The following is an 18,229-nucleotide window of genomic DNA, read 5'->3' on the forward strand; positions in this document are numbered from 1 at the left end:
TGGTCCATTTCGTTGCGGCCTTGTTGTGGCTGCGCTAATTGTCCGTACAACCTAGTGCCACTGGCCCGGTTGCTGCGTGCCAGCTACGTGCGCGACCAGGCCGACTTCCAGCAGCTCTTGCCCGAAGACTACACCGCCGCCTTCCTAACCGACTTCGAACAGCGGCTGGCCGCGGCCAATGCCTTGGAGGCGACGGCCACGCAGATTGGCAAGCGGATGCTCTTTACGGAGCGCATAGCCGCTATTTACCAGCAGCTCCCGAAGCAGCTCGATTTCCTGGCGGCCCGCGTGCGCCGGGCCACGCCGCTCACGGTGCCGGCCAAGCGGTTCGGCATTGAGCAGGCCCGCCAAGCCCGCAACAACGACGATGACACGGCCCTCGAAGCCGCCCTCAAAACGCTGCTGCAACACATAGCGGCCAACAGCGCCGCCCTGGCCCAGCGCGGCCAGCAGCCCACCGACACGCAGCAGCTCCAGGACCTCTACGACGCGTTGGTGCAGAACCGCACCGACCAGGGCAGCCAACTGAGCACCCAAAAAGACCTCACCCAGGACAGCACGGCCACGCTCAATGCCCTCTACAAACCAATGGCAGACCTCTTCGCCGACGGCAAAGCCCTCTACGCCCGCGAAAACAAGGCGAAGCTGGAAGATTACACCATGCAGAAGCTGCTAAAGCGCGTGCGCCTCGAACGCGAGGAGCAACAGACGGAGCAATAGCCGCTTGGCGGTATTGGAAATAGAACAGGGCACCCACGCAAGCGGGTGCCCTGTTTTGGTGTTGGGGCTTCTGGCAGAAGGGATGTTACTTTTACCGCATTCGCACGGTAGTCACCCCGCCAACGCGTCGCCTGTAAAAAGACGAAGCCCCAGCAGGTGGCTCTGCCGGGGCTTCAGGAAGTGGGTGGTTAGCACACCCTCAACCAAGCAGTTATGGGTAAACGTGCGAAACAGAAACCAGTTGGCAAAGCCAATTGATTTCACGTCGTGCTAGAACTGACGAAAGCAGTTCTAGGAGGCGCAATCCGAGCAGTGGTGAGCCACTTGCTCGGACATCCGTAGGATGGCGGCGGTCAGGGCTTCGGCCTTGGCCGCCGTTTGTGCTTAGCAGACCGTCTATCTGCCAGGGATGCACAAACATACGCAACTCACGAAAAAGATGATAGGTGTGGACGAAATGCCTGGGCGGTGCCAGCTTGTCGAGGTGCGATGGTGAAGTATCTCCCTATATATTCTAGTAGGACTTGCGCCGGGCGGCCTACGGCGAGCCCCGGAGGGGCGGCATATCGGTAGAAACCAGCCGGTAGAAAACCACTAAAGCCCCATCGGGGCGACACTAACCGTCCAACGATTGGTTTCGCCCCGATGGGGCTCGGTTGTTCATTGCCAGTGTTTTACTACCGATATGCCGCCCCTCCGGGGCTTGCCGTAGGCCCGGCTGGCCGGTGGCGAAGGAGCCGGAGTATCCTAGCCGCTACACGTGAAACTGCGCCGCTACTAGTGGCTTCAAGTCGCGGAGTGTGGCTTCGAGTTGCTGGCGGGTTTGCATGGTGGGAAGATACGGAAGTTGGCCCGGATGGGTGAATGGCCGTGGACCTGCGCCAAGTGGAGGTACAGGTGCCCGAGCTGGAACTAGCCATCACGGAAGTAACCAACCACCGCGCCACCCTATCCGCCTAAGGTCAGCTAGCGCGATTGAAAAGCAAAACCCCACGCCGGATGGTGTGGGGTTTTTGTTGGGTAATAGGTGAGGGAGTAGCCTGTAAAAAGTGAAGCCCCGGCTGTCGACGCAGCTGGGGCTTGAGGAAGCTATTGCTGAATGAGCTGGAATTTTGCTTTAAGTTCTTCTACATCTTGGGGCGTTAACTCGTACTGCGTAGCAGCTTGCTTTTTAACGTCGAGGCGGCTGTCGTAGAAAGCAGTGGCTTTGGCCCACTTCGCTTCGAACACACTTGGAAATACCCGGTCCTCTTCGTATTCCATCTCCAAGTGCAATACGGATTCTGATAGATGGCAGGTCCCTTCTTCTCTGGGAACAGCGGAATCTGGGCGACTGTAGAACAGGATGTTGCCATAGTCGTTGACTTGACGGAGCAGTTCCCCTGAGGAGGCATCATATTCAAGATACTGAAGTCCAACGCCCCACACCGAGTCCTCCAGAGCACACTTGCTGTAATACTTCATAGATGGAAAAGTAATCAAACATAGATGGTAGTTTGAAGGCTGACCATATTGAGGAACTAGTTGATATTTTCTAGCGAGTCTTCTATATTAAGTTCAGAGATTTTCACGTGTTTAACCTTTTTATATATTTTTTTGGCAAAATTTCCATCCATAAGTCTATAATTTCCTTTGCTATCGATTATGTAACAATCACTGTGTGTTCCGTTGATTATATCTGTGTAGTCTAGCCAGATTACTGCTTCTCGTCTGGAGCTTAAAACGTTATCCTTCGCGTAGGAGTTGGAAAGAAAATCATTCAGTCTTTTGAAATTATTATAGCCATAAAACTCAGCTATTTTATTAGGCGACGAATCGAGAGGTTTAGGGTTATCAGTATATGGGTCAAAATAATCTTCTAGTCTAATTGTGTCAATATTTTGGTCGCTATCACTATACTTATATACGACGTTTAAATACATTTCGCATTGATATGAAGCATTTCTTATTTTTCCTCCTTCATTATATATGCCTAATGATTCGGACTCAAAATGATTATTCGTTTCATTAATTATTTTTTCAAATTCAAGATTTATGAGAGGCATATTTTCTTTTTGGTGAATAAATAATTCTTGCCTAGCGACTTTGTATTGAAAATATGTGATTATACTACCGCCTATTCCTATTACTAGCAATGAGAATACTTCAAAGTAGATTTTGTTCCTAAGTAAAAACTCCCTCATATCTCAAAATACTTAAAAACCCCGCGCCAGCCGAAGCCAACGCGGGGTTTTCGTGAAGTGACTGGCTACTGCCAAGCTACTACATATCCTGGATAATCTCGTCGCCGAACTCGCTGCATTTCAGCAGGGTGGCGCCTTCCATCTGGCGCTCAAAGTCGTAGGTGACGCGCTTGTTGCTGATGGCGGTTTCGAGGCCTTTGTAGATGAGGTCGGCGGCTTCCTGCCAGCCCAGGTGCTCCAGCATGAGGGCACCGGAGAGAATCACGGAACCGGGGTTCACTTTGTCGAGGCCGGCGTACTTGGGCGCGGTGCCGTGGGTGGCTTCGAAGATGGCGTGGCCGGTTACGTAGTTGATGTTGGCACCCGGCGCGATGCCGATACCGCCCACAATGGCGGCCAAGGCGTCGGAGATATAGTCGCCGTTGAGGTTGAGGGTGGCTACCACCGAGTACTCGGCGGGGCGGAGCAGAATCTGTTGCAGGAAGGCATCGGCAATGCTGTCCTTCACCAGGATTTTGCCGCTGTCGAGGGCCGCTTTCTGCTGCGCGTCGGCCACTTCCTGGCCCTGCTTGGCCAGCACCTTATCGTACTGAGCCCAGGTATACACCTTGTCGCCGAATTCCTTTTCGGCCAGCTCGTAGCCCCAGGTTTTGAAGGCGCCCTCGGTGAACTTCATGATGTTGCCCTTGTGCACGATGGTCACGGAAGGCTTCTTGTGCTCGATGGCGTAGAGGATGGCCGCGCGCACCAGGCGCTCGGTGCCTTCCTTCGACACCGGCTTAATGCCGAACGACGACGACTCGGGGAAGCGGATTTTCTTCACGCCCATCTCGTCTTGCAGGAATTCCAGCATCTTCTGGGCCTGCGGCGTACCGTTCATGTACTCGATGCCGGCGTAGATGTCCTCGGTGTTTTCGCGGAAGATGACCATGTCGGTCAGCTCGGGGTGCTTCACGGGCGAGGGTACGCCGTCGAACCAGCGCACGGGACGCACGCAGGCGTAGAGGTCCAGTTCCTGACGCAGGGCCACGTTGAGGCTACGGATACCACCGCCCACGGGCGTGGTGAGGGGGCCTTTGATGCCGACGAGGAGGTCGCGGAAGGCATCGAGGGTTTCGTTGGGCAGCCAGTTGCCGGTCTGCTTGAAGGCTTTTTCCCCGGCCAATACTTCTCTCCACATCAGCTTACGCGAGCCGCCATAGGCTTTCTCTACGGCCGCATCGAATACGCGCACGGAAGCAGCCCAGATATCCGGACCCGTGCCGTCGCCCTCAATGAAAGGAATGATGGGTTGGTCGGGCACGTTAAGCTTGCCGTTTTTGATGGTGATTTTCTGTTCTGCCATTGTTGAAGGTACTTTGGAGCTGTAAGTTTTTAGAGTGTTGTGTGGAGAGAACCTCACGCCTGGGGCCTCACCCCAATCCCTCTCCAAGGGGAGAGGGGCTCTAGTTTTAGTTTCTAGCTCTACTTTTTTAGAGCTAGTCCCCCCTCTCTGTAGGAGAGGGGGCTAGGGGGTGAGGCCAATCGTTGGGGGTGAGGTATCAATAGCCGAAAATCTCTTTCAGCGTGAGTTGCTGGACCTGGCCGTACTTGGCTAGCTCCTTGAAGTTGAGACGGTCTTTGGAGCCTATTACTAGGATGGTTTGGTTTTGGCCTTTCACGCGGGCCTGCTGGAATTTCTGGAGGTCCTGGAAGCTCATGTTGGGCGTTTGCTCGTACACGTCGCGGCGCAGGTCGTAGTCGAGGCCGAGGCGGCGGGCGCGCTCGTAGCTGATGAGAATGTCGGCCTTGGTGATGCGCTCCGTGGCGATGCTGTTGCGGATGGCGTTCTTGGCGATTTGCAGGTTGGCTTCGGCCACGGGCATGTCGTTGAGCAGGGCATTCATGCCGGCCATGGCCTCGGGCAGCTTGTCGCTCTGCGTACCGATGTAGCTGAGGTTGTAGCTGCTGCGGCCGGCCTTGTCGGCATTGGCGAAGCGCGAAGAAGCGGAGTAAGCCAGCGCCTTGGACTCGCGCAACTCCTGAAACACAATGCTGCCCATGCTGCCGCCGAAATACTCGTTGTAGAGGCTGGTGGTCGGGACAATGGACTTGTCGTAGACCGGGCCTTTGGAGAGGAACAGGATTTCAGCCTGCACCATGTTATAATCCACCCAATAGACCTTGCGCGCGTTGATGGGTTGCTCGGCGAAATCCTTGGCCGCCGGGACAGGAATGAGCTTGACGGGGCTGCGGTGGAGTTGATTCAGAACGGTAATTATGCCGTCTTTAGGTCCACTGCGCGTAATGGGCTGCTTAACTACGTTAGTTTCCTTGCCCGTCATTGGGTCCTTCTCTTTTGCGGGAAGCTCATCTTCAATTACCCCGCGCGGCCCGTAATACAGCACCCGGTGCTGGTAGGTGGGAATTTTCTTGATGAGGGCCGTGAGCTGCTCCGGCTTCAAGGCCTTCAGCTCTTTCTCGCTCAGCTGCGTGGTGAAGGGGTTCTTGGGGCCGTACTTGGCGAAGTTGACCATGGCCTGGCTCAGAATCACCTGCTTATTGAGCTTAGCATCCTGCCGCGACTTCAGCACGCCGGCCACCATGTTCTTGAGGGCGGCGGCATCGGGCTTGGGCGCGGCCAGCAGGCTTTCAAACAACTGCAACGCCGGCTCGAAGTTGCTGTCGAGGCCGGAGAGGCTGACGGTGGTGCGGTCTTGCCCGCTCTGCACCGCGAACGAGCAGCCGAGCTTGTAGAACTCCTGTTGCAACTGCTCGGCGGTGTACTTGTCGGTGCCGAGGTATTGTAGATAGTCGGCAGCCAGGCCGAGCTTGGGGTCGTTGTTGGTGCCCAGGTCGAGCACGTAGAACAGGTTGAAGAGGTTGTTTTCGGTGTTGCGGGTGTAGTACACCGGCACGCCCGAGGTCAGCTTCACCTCCTGAATATCCTTCTTATAATCGACGAATACCGGCTGCAATTCCGGGCTGCTGAGGCTGGTGACTTGCTTGTAGAAGTCGGAAGCCACGTCGCGGTTCACGGGCACCGGCGTAATGGCCGGCTTCACCACCTTCACCGCGTTGGGGTCTTTGCCGGTGCGCTTGTAGATGGCCGCGTAGTTGGTGCCGTAGTACTGGCCGGCCACGCGCATCACCTCTTCCTTGGTGATGGTGGCGAAGTCGTTGAACTGCTTGAGGTAGTCCTTCCAGTCTTCGCGGGCCACGAAAGCCGCCACGAAGGCGCCGGCGCGGGCCTCGTTGTTTTCGTAGCTCTTGGTACGTTGCAGCTGCTCGTTGTTGATGATGGCCGGAATGAGCCAGTCGGGAAAGTCGCCCTTCTTCACCTTGTCGAGCTGCCCGAGCAGCAGGTCGCGCACTTGCTCCAGCTTCTGGCCCTGGCGGGGCGTGGCATAGAGAATGTGCGCCGAGTAGTCGTTGTTGATGTCGGTGAACGAAGCGGCCTGCAACACTTTCTGCTGCTGGTTCAGGTTCAAGTCGATGAGGCCGGCCTGGCCGTTGCTCAGGATTTTATCGACCATGCGCAGTACCAGCGCCTCCCGCGAAGTAGTACCGGGAAAGCGGAAACCCAGCATCACGTTCTCAGCATCGGGACCCACGATTTCCGTCACGAGCGGCGCGGTAAGGGGCGCTTCCTGGGGCGGGGTGAAGGCCGGTACCGGCTTGCTGGGCAGCTTGCCAAAGTACTGGTCGATGACGCGGATGGTTTGGTCGTAGTCCAGGTCGCCGGAGAGGCAGAGGGCCACGTTGTTGGGCACGTAGTACTTCTCGAAATACCGCTTAATCTCCGTAATAGACGGATTTTGCAGGTGCTCGATGGTCCCGATGGTGGTCTGGGTGCCGTAGGGGTGCTTCTGGTAGAGGCTGCGGTTGAGGGCTTCGTACTCCTTGTTGAAGTCGTTGTCGAGGCCTCGGTTTTTCTCCTCGTACACGGCTTCCAGCTCGGTATGAAAGAGGCGCGGTACCAGTTCACCTAGCCGCTCGCTCTGGATGGCGGCCCACTTTTCGAGCTGGTTGCTCGGAATATCTTCCTGGTACACCGTCTGCTCCACGGAGGTGTAGGCGTTGGAGCCCTTGGCCCCGATGGCGCCCATTACCTTGTCGTACTCGTTGGCCACGGCGTACTTGGCCGCCACGCTGGAAATGGAGTCGATTTGGTGGTAGGTGCGCTTGCGGGCGGCGGGGTCGTTGCGCTGGCCGCGGTACACTTCGTACAGCGCCTCAATCTTGGCCAGCTCCGCCTTTTCGGCTCCCCAGTTCTGGGTGCCGAGCTTGGATGTGCCCTTGAACACCATGTGCTCCAGGTAATGGGCGAGGCCAGTGGCGGTGCTTGGGTCGTTCTTGGAGCCGGCGCGCACGGCCAGGTAGGTTTGGATGCGCGGCGCGTCGTCGTAGTCGGAGAGGTAAACCGTCAGGCCGTTGTCGAGGGTGTAGATGCGGGCTTTGAGCGGGTCGCCTTCTACGGTTTGGTACTTGTATTCCTTCTGCTGAGGGGCGGCGCTAGCGGCGGTACTTGGGGCCGGGGTGGTGGCCGAAGCGGCCGGTTTGCTGGTCTGGCACTGCGTAAGGCTGAGTGCGGCCAGGGCCGGAATAAGTAGCAGAAAGGGTTTTTTCACAGCAAAAGGACCGGCGCGGGATGCGGAGCAGGGAGAAATAAGGAGCCAAAGATAGGCGGCCCCCCTGGGAATAAAAAGCGCCGCTATGTCCCGCCGCCCGCGAAGTGCGGAAAAATGCGTATAGAACGGATCCCAGATGATCACGGATTAGCACGGATTTTAGCGGATTTCACGGATTTTGTGGACGGCGCGAATCCTGTCTATGTCTAACACGTCAAAAACCAAACGGCTGGTCCTAAGACCAGCCGTTTGCCGTTTGGCTCAATCGTCCACAAAATCCGTGAAATCCGCTAAAATCCGTGCTCATCCGTGATCAGTCGGCATCCAAACCTAGGCGCTGCTTCATGGCCGTGAGCATGGGGTACTTTTCCATGAGGTACTCCATCTTGTCGGAAGAGGTGTAGAGCTTGCGGCCGGTGTCCTGGCGCTCGGCTACTTCCACCTGCACGTTGAGGCGGGGGTAGCCCGTACGGCGGCGCAGCTCGCCCAGGAAATCGGCCCGGAACTCGTTGAACTGGTCTTCCTGCACCGGGTTGTCGACGCGGAGCAGAATGAGGTGCTGCTCGTTGGCTTGCACGGGGCGGTTCAGCACACTGTACTCGCTCATGCTGGTAGCTTTGCGCTCCTCCTTAAGTTCGGCCCACACTCGTTGCAGCACCTCGTCGTTGATGGGCGGCAGGCCGGTAACCGGGCCAGTGGGTTCCACCTCCACGGCGGCTTTATTGGCGGCGGCTTGCTCGGCCAGCTGCGTCTTCAGGGCGTTGAGGGAGCCCAGGCCGGGCAGCTTGCCGTTGAGGCCCAGCGGCTTGGTGGTAGGCAGGGGCACGCCGGGGCGCGGTGGGAGCGGGGCGGCCGTGAGCGGCAGCTGGCCTGGCTCGTGCCCGCCTACGCTGGGCTTGCCAATTTCCACGTGCGGCACGGTATCGCGCAGCTTATTAGTGAGGGGCACTTGCGTGGCGGCCTCATCCTCGATGCTGGGCGTGGCGTGCAGCTCCTCTACGCCGCTTTCTACGGGCACCACCGGCTCCGGGTCGGCAGGGGCGTGGATTGGTTTTTCGTAGTTGGTTTTTTGTTTTTCGTTGGTGGTGCCGTTGGTATTGGTTGGGTTGTAGGGGGCTGGGGTTTCGGCGGTGCCGTTGGTGATGAGCAGGCCGTTGGCAGCAGGAGTGGGGGAGGTAGCGGGAGTACTGGGGGCTACACTACTTTTTTTTTTCGCCTCGCCGTTGGAAGGCGAAGCGGCGGGGGCGGCGCTCAGGTCGCGGGCAAACTGCACGGCGCCGTTGAGGTAGGCCAGCTTCATGAGCATCAGCTCCACGTGCAGACGCTGGTTTTTGGCCTGCTTGAATTCCCGGTCGCACTGGCTCACCAGGTTCAGAGCCGAGAGCAGGAAGGCCAGCGGCGCGGCCTGAGCCTGCTGCACGTAGCGCGCCCGAATGTTGTCGGACACTTCCAGCAGCTGCACCGTTACGGGGTCTTTGCTCACGAGTAGGCCGCGCATATGCTCGGCGGCGCCCACCACGAAGTTGTGCAGGTCGAAACCGTTCTGCATTACCTCATCGAGCAGCAGCAGCGTAGCCGACAGGTTTTCGGCCAGCAGCGCGTCCACGAGGCGGAAATAATACTCGTAGTCGAGGATGTGCAGGTTCTGCACCACGTCCTTATAGGTCAGGTCGTGGCCGGAGAAAGTCACCATCTGGTCGAACATCGACAGGGCGTCGCGCAGACCGCCATCAGCTTTCTGGGCCAGCAGGTGCAAGGCGTCGTCCTCGGCTTTGATGTGCTCCTGGGTGGCTACGTAGCGCAGATGCTCCCGGATATCATCGACCCGAATCCGGTTGAAGTCGAAGATCTGGCACCGCGACAGAATGGTGGGAATAATCTTGTGCCGCTCAGTGGTGGCCAGGATGAAGATGGCGTAGCTCGGCGGCTCTTCCAGCGTCTTCAGAAAGGCGTTGAAAGCCGCATTCGAGAGCATGTGCACTTCGTCGATGATGTACACCTTGAAGCGGCCTTGCTGCGGGGCATAGCGCACCTGCTCCACGAGGCTGCGGATGTCCTCCACCGAGTTGTTGGACGCCGCGTCCAGCTCGTGCACGTTGAAAGAGGCATTTTCCTGGAACGCCCGGCACGAGGAACATTTGCCGCAGGCTTCCAGCTCGAAGGGCGTATTGTCGGGGTCCGGGGCCTTGAGCAGCGCTTCGGGCACGATGCCCGGCTGCTGCTGCACCAGCTCCGACACGGCGCGGCCCTTGCGCACGTGCTCTTCCATGAATTCGCAGTTGATGGTTTTGGCCAGAATCCGGGCACAGGTGGTTTTGCCCACGCCGCGCGGGCCGCAAAACAGGAAGGCCTGGGCCAGGTGCTGCGAGCCAATGGCGTTTTGCAGCGTGGTAGTAACGTGCTGCTGCCCCACCACGCTCCTGAACGTGGCCGGGCGGTACTTGCGGGCCGAAACGACGAAATTTTCCATACGACTAGTCACAAAGGTACCTTGAAAAGCCGGGGTTTGGAAGGCATTTACCACCCTTCCAAACAAAGCCGCCGGACAATCGGCCGGGGCGTAATCACGAAAAACACGGGCGCGACCCCGCGGCTTGTTGGCTAGGATGTCTTCTGGTTTCGATGGGGCACAGCCCACGGCCTGCTTTCGTCTTTGGTAGACCAAGAAGAGCCATTCAACTGGGTGAGATGGTTGTTCGTAGTATATATGCGTAACCCGCGTAAGTGCTAACTTCGCAATCTATGTCCGCAACTTCGCTACCCGGGGCGGCTCCGTTGCCACCGCCTCTTACCTGTGCCGTACTCGACGATGAGCTGCTCTCGCGGCTCACCGTGGTGAAGGCGTTGCGCCAGTATCCCGGGCTGCGGTGCGTGGGGCATTTTGAGAGCGTAGCCGCTTTCACCGAAGCCTTGGAATCGTTGCCCGACGTGCTGTTTCTCGACATCGGGCTGGGCCAGACCAACGGCTTGGCGTACTTCAAAAGCCTCCCCGAGCCCCCGCTGACGGTATTTATCACGTCGCACCTCGACTACGCGCTGGAAAGCTTTGAGGCCGCCGCCTTCGATTACATCGTGAAGCCGCTCACCGACGAGCGGTTTGCCCGCGTGGCCGCCCGCCTGCTCGACCACCAGCTGCTGCGCCACAAGGCGGCGCTGTATGAGATGCACGTAGGAGCGGAGTTTATCAGCATCCGGGAGGGGCATCGTACGAGCCGGGTGCCCGTGGAGGACATCGTGTATTTGGAGGCCCTCGACAACTACACCCGCATCCATACCACCCAGCGCCGCTACCTCACGCTGGCCAATCTGCGGAACTTGTGCGAGCAGCTGCCGCCCGCCCGTTTCCTGCGCATCCACCGCACCTATGCCGTGGCCGTGTCCAAAGTAAGCCAGCTGGCGGGAGCGTCGTTGGTGGTAGACGGGCTGGAGCTGCCCGTGGGGCGCACCTACCGCCCACAAGTGGCGGCGGCCCTACTATAGTACAGGCCCTACGCTAAGGCTAATGCGAGCTTGCGGTAACAGGAGCAACCCGGTAGCCTTCAAGCCAACCTGGAAACACCATTCGAGCAGGGCGAAACACCATTCGACTGCTCGAAAACACCTCTTGTCCGAGGCAAAACACCATTCGACCAACCGAAAACACCCCTTGACTGATCCGAAACACCATTCGACTAATCGAAAACACCCCTTGACTAATCCGAAACACTATTCGAGCAATCGAAAACACCATTCGACTAATCGAAAACACCCTTCGACCAATTGAAAACACTATTCGACTAATCGAAAACACCCTTTGACCAAGGCAAAACACCCTCGGACGGGCACCTCAGTAGCCTGCGTGCCATACTAGAGCTGGGGTACTGGCTGCGTAAGCTGTAGCGCGAAGCTCCAGCTTCGCGCATCGTTGAACGACAAGCGTTGGCGCGGTTCCAGTCGTTCAATGTCAGCAACGATACGCGAAGCTGGAGCTTCGCGCTACGGCCCCTACCGCAACCTCAAACTCGCTCTGGGGTCTGAGGACGATTGCGGTTGTTTGACAAAACCGTCTCTTCGCTGATTCTCTTGGGCCGACAAACCCAGGCTGCTATATAATAATATGGTTGAAGGTTGATATGTGCGGGCGACGACGCATCTTTACAAGTGTGTCTGGGGCTTCCCGCGGGTGGCTTGGCCGCTCTTCACTCTTTGCTCTTCAAGCTCTATGATGTATGCGTTGCGGAACACTTGGTGCCTCGTGTGCGGGTTGCTACTGGTAGGCGGGAGTGGACTTGTTACGCCAGTTGCGGCTCAGTCTGCTCAGCTAATGGCCCAGGCGCGGGCGGCCGACCAGGAGGCCCAAAAACGCGCCACCCTACGGGAATACGACGAGGCGGCGCTGCCGCTCTACCGCCGGGCCTACCGTCTGGCTCAGCTCGCCCACAACGACACGCTGCTGGCCCGCCACGCCTACTACGCCGGCCGTACCCACTACAACCTCGCCCGCCTCGACAGCGCCGCCGCCCTGCTGCAACTCAGCTGGCGCGCCAGCCGGCGGGCGCGGGATCTGGTGCAAGTCATTAATACCGGCAACTACCTCATCATCACCTACAACAGCCAAGCCAAGCCCGATTCGGTGCGGAACGTGCTGGGCCGGCTGCGGGCGCTCTACCCGCGCACTCGCCCCCTCACGGACGCCCGCTCGCGCCTCGACAACGTGTTGGCCGGCTATTACCAGGACGAGGGCGACTATGCCCGCAGCATGACTCATTACCTGGCGCAGCTGGCTTACGAGCGCCAAACGCGGGACACGGCGGGTATGAGCATCGTGCTTTCCAACGTTGGGGAGGTGTTTTACCTGGAAGGCCACAGCCGGGAGGCGCTCCGCTACAAGCTCGAAGGCTTGAGCCTGGCGCAACGCATGCCCACCATGCGCAGCACCCTGCCGCAGCTACACTCCCTGATAGCGAAGGTATATACCGAAGCCGGCCGGATAGACTCGGCGCGCCTGCACTACGAAGCAAGTCTGAGTCTGCTCGGCCCGGCTGCCGATCCTAGTGCCACCGCCTACCTGCACGCCGAGCTGGCGCCGCTGCTGGCCCAGCAGGGGCACCTTGTGCTGGCCCGGCAGCACGGCCGGCAGGCCCTCGCCTTCGCCAACCGTACCGAAGACCTCGACGGCCGGTCCATCCTCTACTTTTTTGTGGGTGATATGGAGCTGCGAGCCCACAACTACGCTGCCGCCCGCCGCTACCTGCGCCAGTCCTACGACCTGGCCAAGAAGGTGCAGAACAAAGACCGGTACGAGGCCATAACGCGGCTGCTGGCGGAAGCGGAGGCTGGCACCGGCCACTACGACGAGGCCTACCGCCTGCGCAGCTACTCGGCCGCCCTGCTCGATTCGGCCCACATCGGCGAGGGGCAGCGGGCCATGGCCGCCATGGAAGCCCGCTACCAGAATAAGGACAAGCAGCGCCAGATTCGGCTGTTGGAGAGCGAAACCCGGCGCCGGGCCGCCGAGGCCGCCCGGCAGCGCCAAACCACCTACCTGGCGTTGGCCGGGGTAGGCGTTCTGCTGTTGGTGCTGGTGTTCATCGGGTTTTTGCTGCGCCAGCGCCAGCGCACGGCGGCTTTGCTGGCTCGTCAAAACGTGCGCCTGGCCGAAGCCAACCAAACCAAGGCCCAGCTTTTCTCCATCATCAGCCACGACCTGCGGGCGCCGGTGAGCAGCCTGTTTCAGATGCTGGAGCTGATGTTTGACGCGCCCGACCTGCTCGACGAAGAAGCCCGCCGCGCCCAGGCCGTACAGCTGCGCCAAACCTCGCGCGACTTGCTGGCCACGATGGACGAGCTGCTGGTGTGGTCGAAAAACCAGCTGGACCGGCTCGATTTGGTGGGCCAGGATGTGGCGCTGCCCGCGCTGCTGGCGGAGCTGCACGCCCTTTACGTACCGCTGGCCCAGCAAAAGCGCCTCGCTCTGGAAGTGAACTGCCCGCCCAACCTGCACCGCCACACCGACCCCAATTTCCTGCGCGTCATCTTGCGCAACCTGCTGCAAAACGCGGTGAAGTTTACCCCGCCCGGCGGGCGGGTGCGCCTCGATGCCGAGGCCGGGCCGGGCGCCGCCGTAACCCTGCGCGTGCACGACACCGGCCCCGGTATTAGCGCCGAGTACCTGACTCAACTACAGTCTAACTCGTCTTACGCATCGGCAGACCCGGCCCAGGGTCTGGGCCTGCGGCTCACGCAGGAATTTGTACGCCGGCTTGGCGGCACGTTGCGCGCCGAGGCGGGCGCCGATATTGGCAGCGTCTTGACGGTAGTGGTGTAAGCACCTCGTAAAAGGGGAATAGGCGTTGGTATACCCGGCTGGTTGTCGTTTACCAATTTTATCTGTTGTTCACCCAGGCTAGAATAAACAGTATTTAAGAAAGAAGCAGATTTGGGCATGGTCTCAAGCTGCTTCTCTTCCACTGTCGCACCGGCGGCGCCGCTAGTCCCCGGCTGGCCAACCAACCAAGCAAGCACTTGGCCGGTTGCGGCCTTGGTGGCTCCGGCTGGCACGGGCCAGCGCGGCCCGTACCAGCTCAGCCGCCAACTCGTTACGGCCGGGTTGGTTGAACGCCACTGGGCCGAGAATACCAGCCCGGCGACTGGCGGAGTAGCTTGTTCAGCTACCGGCCACGGCGCGCAATACGGCGGCGGTGCGGTTATCGACGCCGAGCTTGGCGTAGATATTCTGGAGGTGGTTTTGCGTGGTGCGCAGGCCGATACCGCAGGCTTGGCTGATGGCTTTGTCGGAGAGGCCCAGCGTGAGCTGAAACAACACCTCGGCCTCGCGGGCCGTGAGGCCCAGCCGGCGCAAGGCCGCGGCCGAGGAAACGCTACGCTCCTCCAGCACCAGCAAGGACTCGCCCGCTTCGGCGACGGGCACCAAGCGCACGTTCAGCTCAGTGTGCTCAGAGCGGTGCGTGAAGTCGGTGGGGATACTGTAGGGAGTGGCGCGGGCCTGGTGCAGCCACCAGAGCAGCGGGCTAGGCAGCAAGCGCGTTGCGAACGAAGACACGCCGAAATGCACCCGCAGCAGCCGCTCAGCCACGGCGTCGGTCGAGAGCAGCCCGCCCGCCAGGTTGATGCGCGCCAAGCCGGTAGCTGCCAACGGAGCCGCGGCGGGAGGCTGCCGCAGCTGCGCTACGGTGCGGGCATTGCGCACAGCCAGCGCGAAATGCGGCCGGAGCAAGCCAAATACGTCTCGCTCCTCGTTGCTGAAGTCGCGGCGGGAGCGGTTGAGGGCGCAGGTAATCCAGCCATACTCAGGCACGGCCATTCCCACGATGAGTTGATGGGTAAGCGAATACGGCCGGTAAAACTGGTTGTAGAGCGTGGTGCGAAAGAAGTGCTCCATGCGGCAAAAGTCGCTGGTGCGCAGCGGCTCCACTCGGCGCCGACCTACAATTTCGGCAAACAGCGGGTGCTCCGTCAGGTAGGTCTGCAAGATGGGAAAGTCGGCAGCGGCCCAGGTGTCGTGCGGATAGGAGCCCAGGTGCCCGAGACCCCCGCTGGGGTTGAAGCCATCGAAGCAGCTGGTTTCGGCGCTGATGGCCATAACGGTGGCCTGCGACATCCGCCCGAACAAGGTAATAGGGTCGACATCGGCGTGCAATACTTCGAGCGCTCCGGCAAGCTGGGCGGCGGCTTTAAATCCTAGACGCATGGTAGGGTGAAGACGGACTGAAAGAAAGAGAAAAGCCCAGGGTTGAGCGGGGCCGAACCAGGATATGATATAGGTAATATTACTCATTTTCCCCGGCTTGGCTTCCAATAGATTTGCTGCATTGTCTGGAAGCCAAACCACCCGAAACAAGACAGAATAAGCCTGGTCTTCTTTTTTTCAGTCAAAAAACTAGTGGTTTTTCACCATATGTTACCTGCGTGAAAGCCTTTGCAACCTCTGCGAACGTCCTCAGCACCTCGCCGCCATTCCTTTGTGGCATGCTCCCTGGCTGCTTTTCGAAGCACGGGAGCAGTGGCCAATTGATTGATTCACTAAGAATACAGCCTAGAAGTTCTCTGCCCTTTTCAACACCACTGTTCTCATGAAACGACTTGTTCTTTTAACCGCCTCTTGTGTTCTGCTGCTAGCTGGCTGCGGCAAGAAAGACGAAGACAATCCTACGCCAAGCAACCCCGGCGGCTCCGCGGCGGCGGCCAGCCAGATTAAGGCCACGGTGGGCACTATTGCCTTCGCCGCTACGGGCCCAAACGAGGTGAATTGCACCCGCGTAACCAGCACTGACCCCGCTGATGCGCCGGCCCGTATGGTGTTGCGCTCCAACACCAGCAACGCCAATATCACGCTGGTGCTCGTCAAGTTCAATGGCGCGGGCACCTACCAGTTCAAGGCCGACGCTAACGCGGTAGCCAATAGCAGTCAGGCCTCCTACTCGGAAAACGGCTCGGCCGGGCCTTTCTTCTACACCCAGTATATGCCCGGCAACAGCGTGGTAGGCCAGGCCACGGTGACGAGCTGGGATGCGGCGGCCAAGCGCCTGCAAGGCACCTTCACCTTCACGGCCATGGGCACGCAGCCGAATGGCACGAGCACCGGCGTCACGAAGCAGGTCACCAGCGGCACGTTCGACGTGGTGGGGGTGCTCCTGTTCTGATGCTTCCTGTGCTTGGGCGGAACGCCACGGCAGCTCCAAGCCGTGCAGGCCGGCCAAGTCTCACTTGAAAGCCCGCTAACGGCTCCGGCGGTAACAAAGCCACTGCGGCTTTATGGAGCATCAACAGCCCTTGAATCACAACGCTTTACCTCTCTGGATTTTCCTTTTCCACCTTCCCACTTCTTCCTTTATCATGAGATTTTCCCGCCTGTTACTGCCGGGCCTGCTGCTCTTCGTAGCGGCCAGCTGCGGCAAAGACGATGACGATACTACCCCGGCCACGCCAGTGCCTTCCAATGTATATGTTTCCGGCATAGAGAAAAATGCGGCTGGCAAGTATGTGGCTAAAGTTTGGAAAAATGGCGCCGTTGCTTTGCTCACCGATGGCTCACGTCCCGCCCTTGCCAGTGGGATAGCCGTGGCTGGCTCCGACGTGTATGTGAGCGGCTCGGAAATGAATACTGGTGGCGTGAGCGTCGCTAAATATTGGAAAAACGGCGCGCCCGTACTGCTCAGTGACGGCTCGAAAGGCGCTTCGTTAAGTTCCTTGGTCGTGGCAGGCAGCGACGTGTACGCGGCGGGCACCGAACAAGTGAGTAGCAATGGCTACGTGGCGAAGTACTGGAAAAACGGCGCGGCTGTCGCCCTTTCCAACGGCCTGAAAACTGCTGCCGCCCTCTCCTTGGCCGTGGCAGGCAACGATGTGTACGTGGGTGGGTACGAGCAGAATGCCACCAACATAGCGGTGGCAAAATACTGGAAAAATGGTACGGCGGTACTGCTCAGTGACGGTTCAAAAAACGCCTTCCTAACGACCCTGGCCGTAGTGAGCAACGATGTGTACGCGGCAGGCTACGAGCGGGGCATGGGCAACGGCTTCGTGGCCAAGTACTGGAAAAACGGCACCGCGTTTCCACTTACCGATGGCATAAAGGACGCCGATGCCAATAGTATCGCGGTAGTGGGGACCGACGTGTACGTGGGCGGCGACGAGCAAAATGCGGCGGGTAAGTACGTGGCCAAAATTTGGAAAAACGGTACGCCCATCGTTCTAACCGATGGCTCTTACACCGCGAGGGTCTACTCAGTAGCGGTGGTAGGTGCCGACGTGTACGCAGCTGGATTCGAAGTGAATGCGGCGGGCAAGAGTGTGGCTAAAGTCTGGAAGAACGGCATTGCAACCCCACTTGCCGATGGCTCAACTGATAGCATCGCCTATGGCATAACGCTGGCGCCTTAACGTCCTGGCTCCTTCTCCCACTTCGCTTACTTCTCATTTTTCACCCTCTTTTTACTACGATGAAATTTCTCCGCTTCCTCCTTCTGCCCGGCCTGCTCTTCTTCGCAGTTAGCTGCGACAAAGATGACGACGATGACAAAGCACCCTCCAAAACCGCGCAGCTCACGGCCGTAACGTGGCGGGAAAGCAGCTCCTCGCTGGTCGTGAATGGCGTTGAGGGCACGCAAAACACGCCCGCAGCCAATGCCGACTCTTACAAATTCAACAGCGACGGTAAACTCGTCGTTACCGAGGCCGGCGGCGCCGTCACGAACGGCACTTGGTCGTTGACCAACAACGACAGCCAGATTGTCCTGACGCTCGGCGGCCAGACCCAAACGCAGCAGATTTTCACGCTCTCGCCGACCAGCTTCTCGGCGGGGTACAGCTTCACGCAGGCCCAGGTGCAGGCCGCTCTCAACGGCCAACCCGTGCCGGGTGTACCCAATGGGCTCATCACCCTCATTATCCTGTCGGCGGGGGGCTTCACTTTCCCGCCTAACACGCCTACCATCAACGCCAACCAAATCACCAGCCTGCAAGTGCGCACCAACCTGGTGCCGAGGTAGCAGCGGGGCTGGTAGCAGCCGGGGGCCGTCTGCAAGTGGCTTCCGGCTTCAAACGCCGCGAGTAAGCCTTATGGTGCTTGACTTGCTGCTCCGAAGGCCCAAGAACGACCGTGTTTTTTCAGAAGTAACGGCCCAAATCATAAAGGTAAGCTTCACGCTAAGCCTGCTAGGGCACGTGCGTAGCCTGCCACCCTTCCATCTCACCCACTTCTCTTTCACAGCTCTA

Annotated in this window: 12 protein-coding genes; 6 read left to right on the top strand and 6 right to left on the bottom strand. The window is 59.0% G+C overall.

The genetic code is table 11. From position 1 onward, the window contains the following. Positions 1–720 (top strand): hypothetical protein (locus tag ACYSMN_RS11925; protein ID WP_488924108.1); only part of this gene is annotated, 720 nt, incomplete at its 5' end. Positions 721–1,809: 1,089 nt separating this feature from the next. Here ACYSMN_RS11925 and ACYSMN_RS11930 read toward each other — a convergent pair. The 5 genes from ACYSMN_RS11930 to dnaX form a co-directional block, all read right to left on the bottom strand. After that, on the bottom strand, positions 1,810–2,184 hold the full coding sequence (locus tag ACYSMN_RS11930; RefSeq protein ID WP_488924109.1) for a hypothetical protein: 375 nt from the start codon (positions 2,182–2,184) through the stop codon (positions 1,810–1,812). Between the two features lie 56 nt (positions 2,185–2,240). Then, a complete protein-coding gene (locus ACYSMN_RS11935) occupies positions 2,241–2,903 on the bottom strand; it encodes a hypothetical protein (protein ID WP_488924110.1) in 663 nt (220 codons plus the stop codon). Between the two features lie 79 nt (positions 2,904–2,982). Continuing rightward, positions 2,983–4,305 (bottom strand): NADP-dependent isocitrate dehydrogenase, encoded by a 1,323-nt coding sequence (icd, locus tag ACYSMN_RS11940; RefSeq protein WP_488924111.1) that lies wholly within the window; start codon positions 4,303–4,305, stop codon positions 2,983–2,985. A 139-nt stretch (positions 4,306–4,444) separates the two neighbouring features. Beyond that, on the bottom strand, positions 4,445–7,513 hold the full coding sequence (locus tag ACYSMN_RS11945) for a M16 family metallopeptidase (RefSeq protein WP_488924112.1): 3,069 nt from the start codon (positions 7,511–7,513) through the stop codon (positions 4,445–4,447). A gap of 313 nt (positions 7,514–7,826) precedes the next feature. Then, positions 7,827–9,983 carry a DNA polymerase III subunit gamma/tau gene (dnaX, locus tag ACYSMN_RS11950; RefSeq protein ID WP_488924113.1) on the bottom strand — a complete coding sequence of 719 codons (2,157 nt, stop codon included), beginning with the start codon at positions 9,981–9,983 and terminating at the stop codon, positions 7,827–7,829. 272 nt (positions 9,984–10,255) lie between these two features. Between dnaX and ACYSMN_RS11955 the strand changes: the two genes are divergently transcribed. Beyond that, a complete protein-coding gene (locus ACYSMN_RS11955) occupies positions 10,256–10,993 on the top strand; it encodes a LytR/AlgR family response regulator transcription factor (protein WP_488924114.1) in 738 nt (245 codons plus the stop codon). A 721-nt stretch (positions 10,994–11,714) separates the two neighbouring features. Beyond that, positions 11,715–13,820, top strand: coding sequence for an ATP-binding protein (locus tag ACYSMN_RS11960; protein ID WP_488924115.1), 2,106 nt, complete (start codon positions 11,715–11,717; stop codon positions 13,818–13,820). Between the two features lie 339 nt (positions 13,821–14,159). Here ACYSMN_RS11960 and ACYSMN_RS11965 read toward each other — a convergent pair whose 3' ends face one another. Then, the gene (locus ACYSMN_RS11965; RefSeq protein WP_488924116.1) at positions 14,160–15,203 is read right to left on the bottom strand and encodes a helix-turn-helix transcriptional regulator; all 1,044 of its coding nucleotides are present in this window, start codon (positions 15,201–15,203) and stop codon (positions 14,160–14,162) included. Between the two features lie 382 nt (positions 15,204–15,585). Between ACYSMN_RS11965 and ACYSMN_RS11970 the strand changes: the two genes are divergently transcribed. From ACYSMN_RS11970 to ACYSMN_RS11980, 3 genes are all read left to right on the top strand, one after another. Next, entirely contained in the window at positions 15,586–16,155 is a 570-nt protein-coding gene (locus tag ACYSMN_RS11970) for a hypothetical protein (RefSeq protein ID WP_488924117.1), read from the top strand. 193 nt (positions 16,156–16,348) lie between these two features. After that, a complete protein-coding gene (locus ACYSMN_RS11975) occupies positions 16,349–17,395 on the top strand; it encodes a hypothetical protein (RefSeq protein WP_488924118.1) in 1,047 nt (348 codons plus the stop codon). 59 nt (positions 17,396–17,454) lie between these two features. Continuing rightward, positions 17,455–18,003, top strand: a complete 549-nt coding sequence (locus tag ACYSMN_RS11980; protein WP_488924119.1) for a lipocalin family protein — start codon at positions 17,455–17,457, stop codon at positions 18,001–18,003. Positions 18,004–18,229 lie beyond the last annotated feature (226 nt).

Source organism: Hymenobacter sp. M1-2, assembly GCF_057808495.1.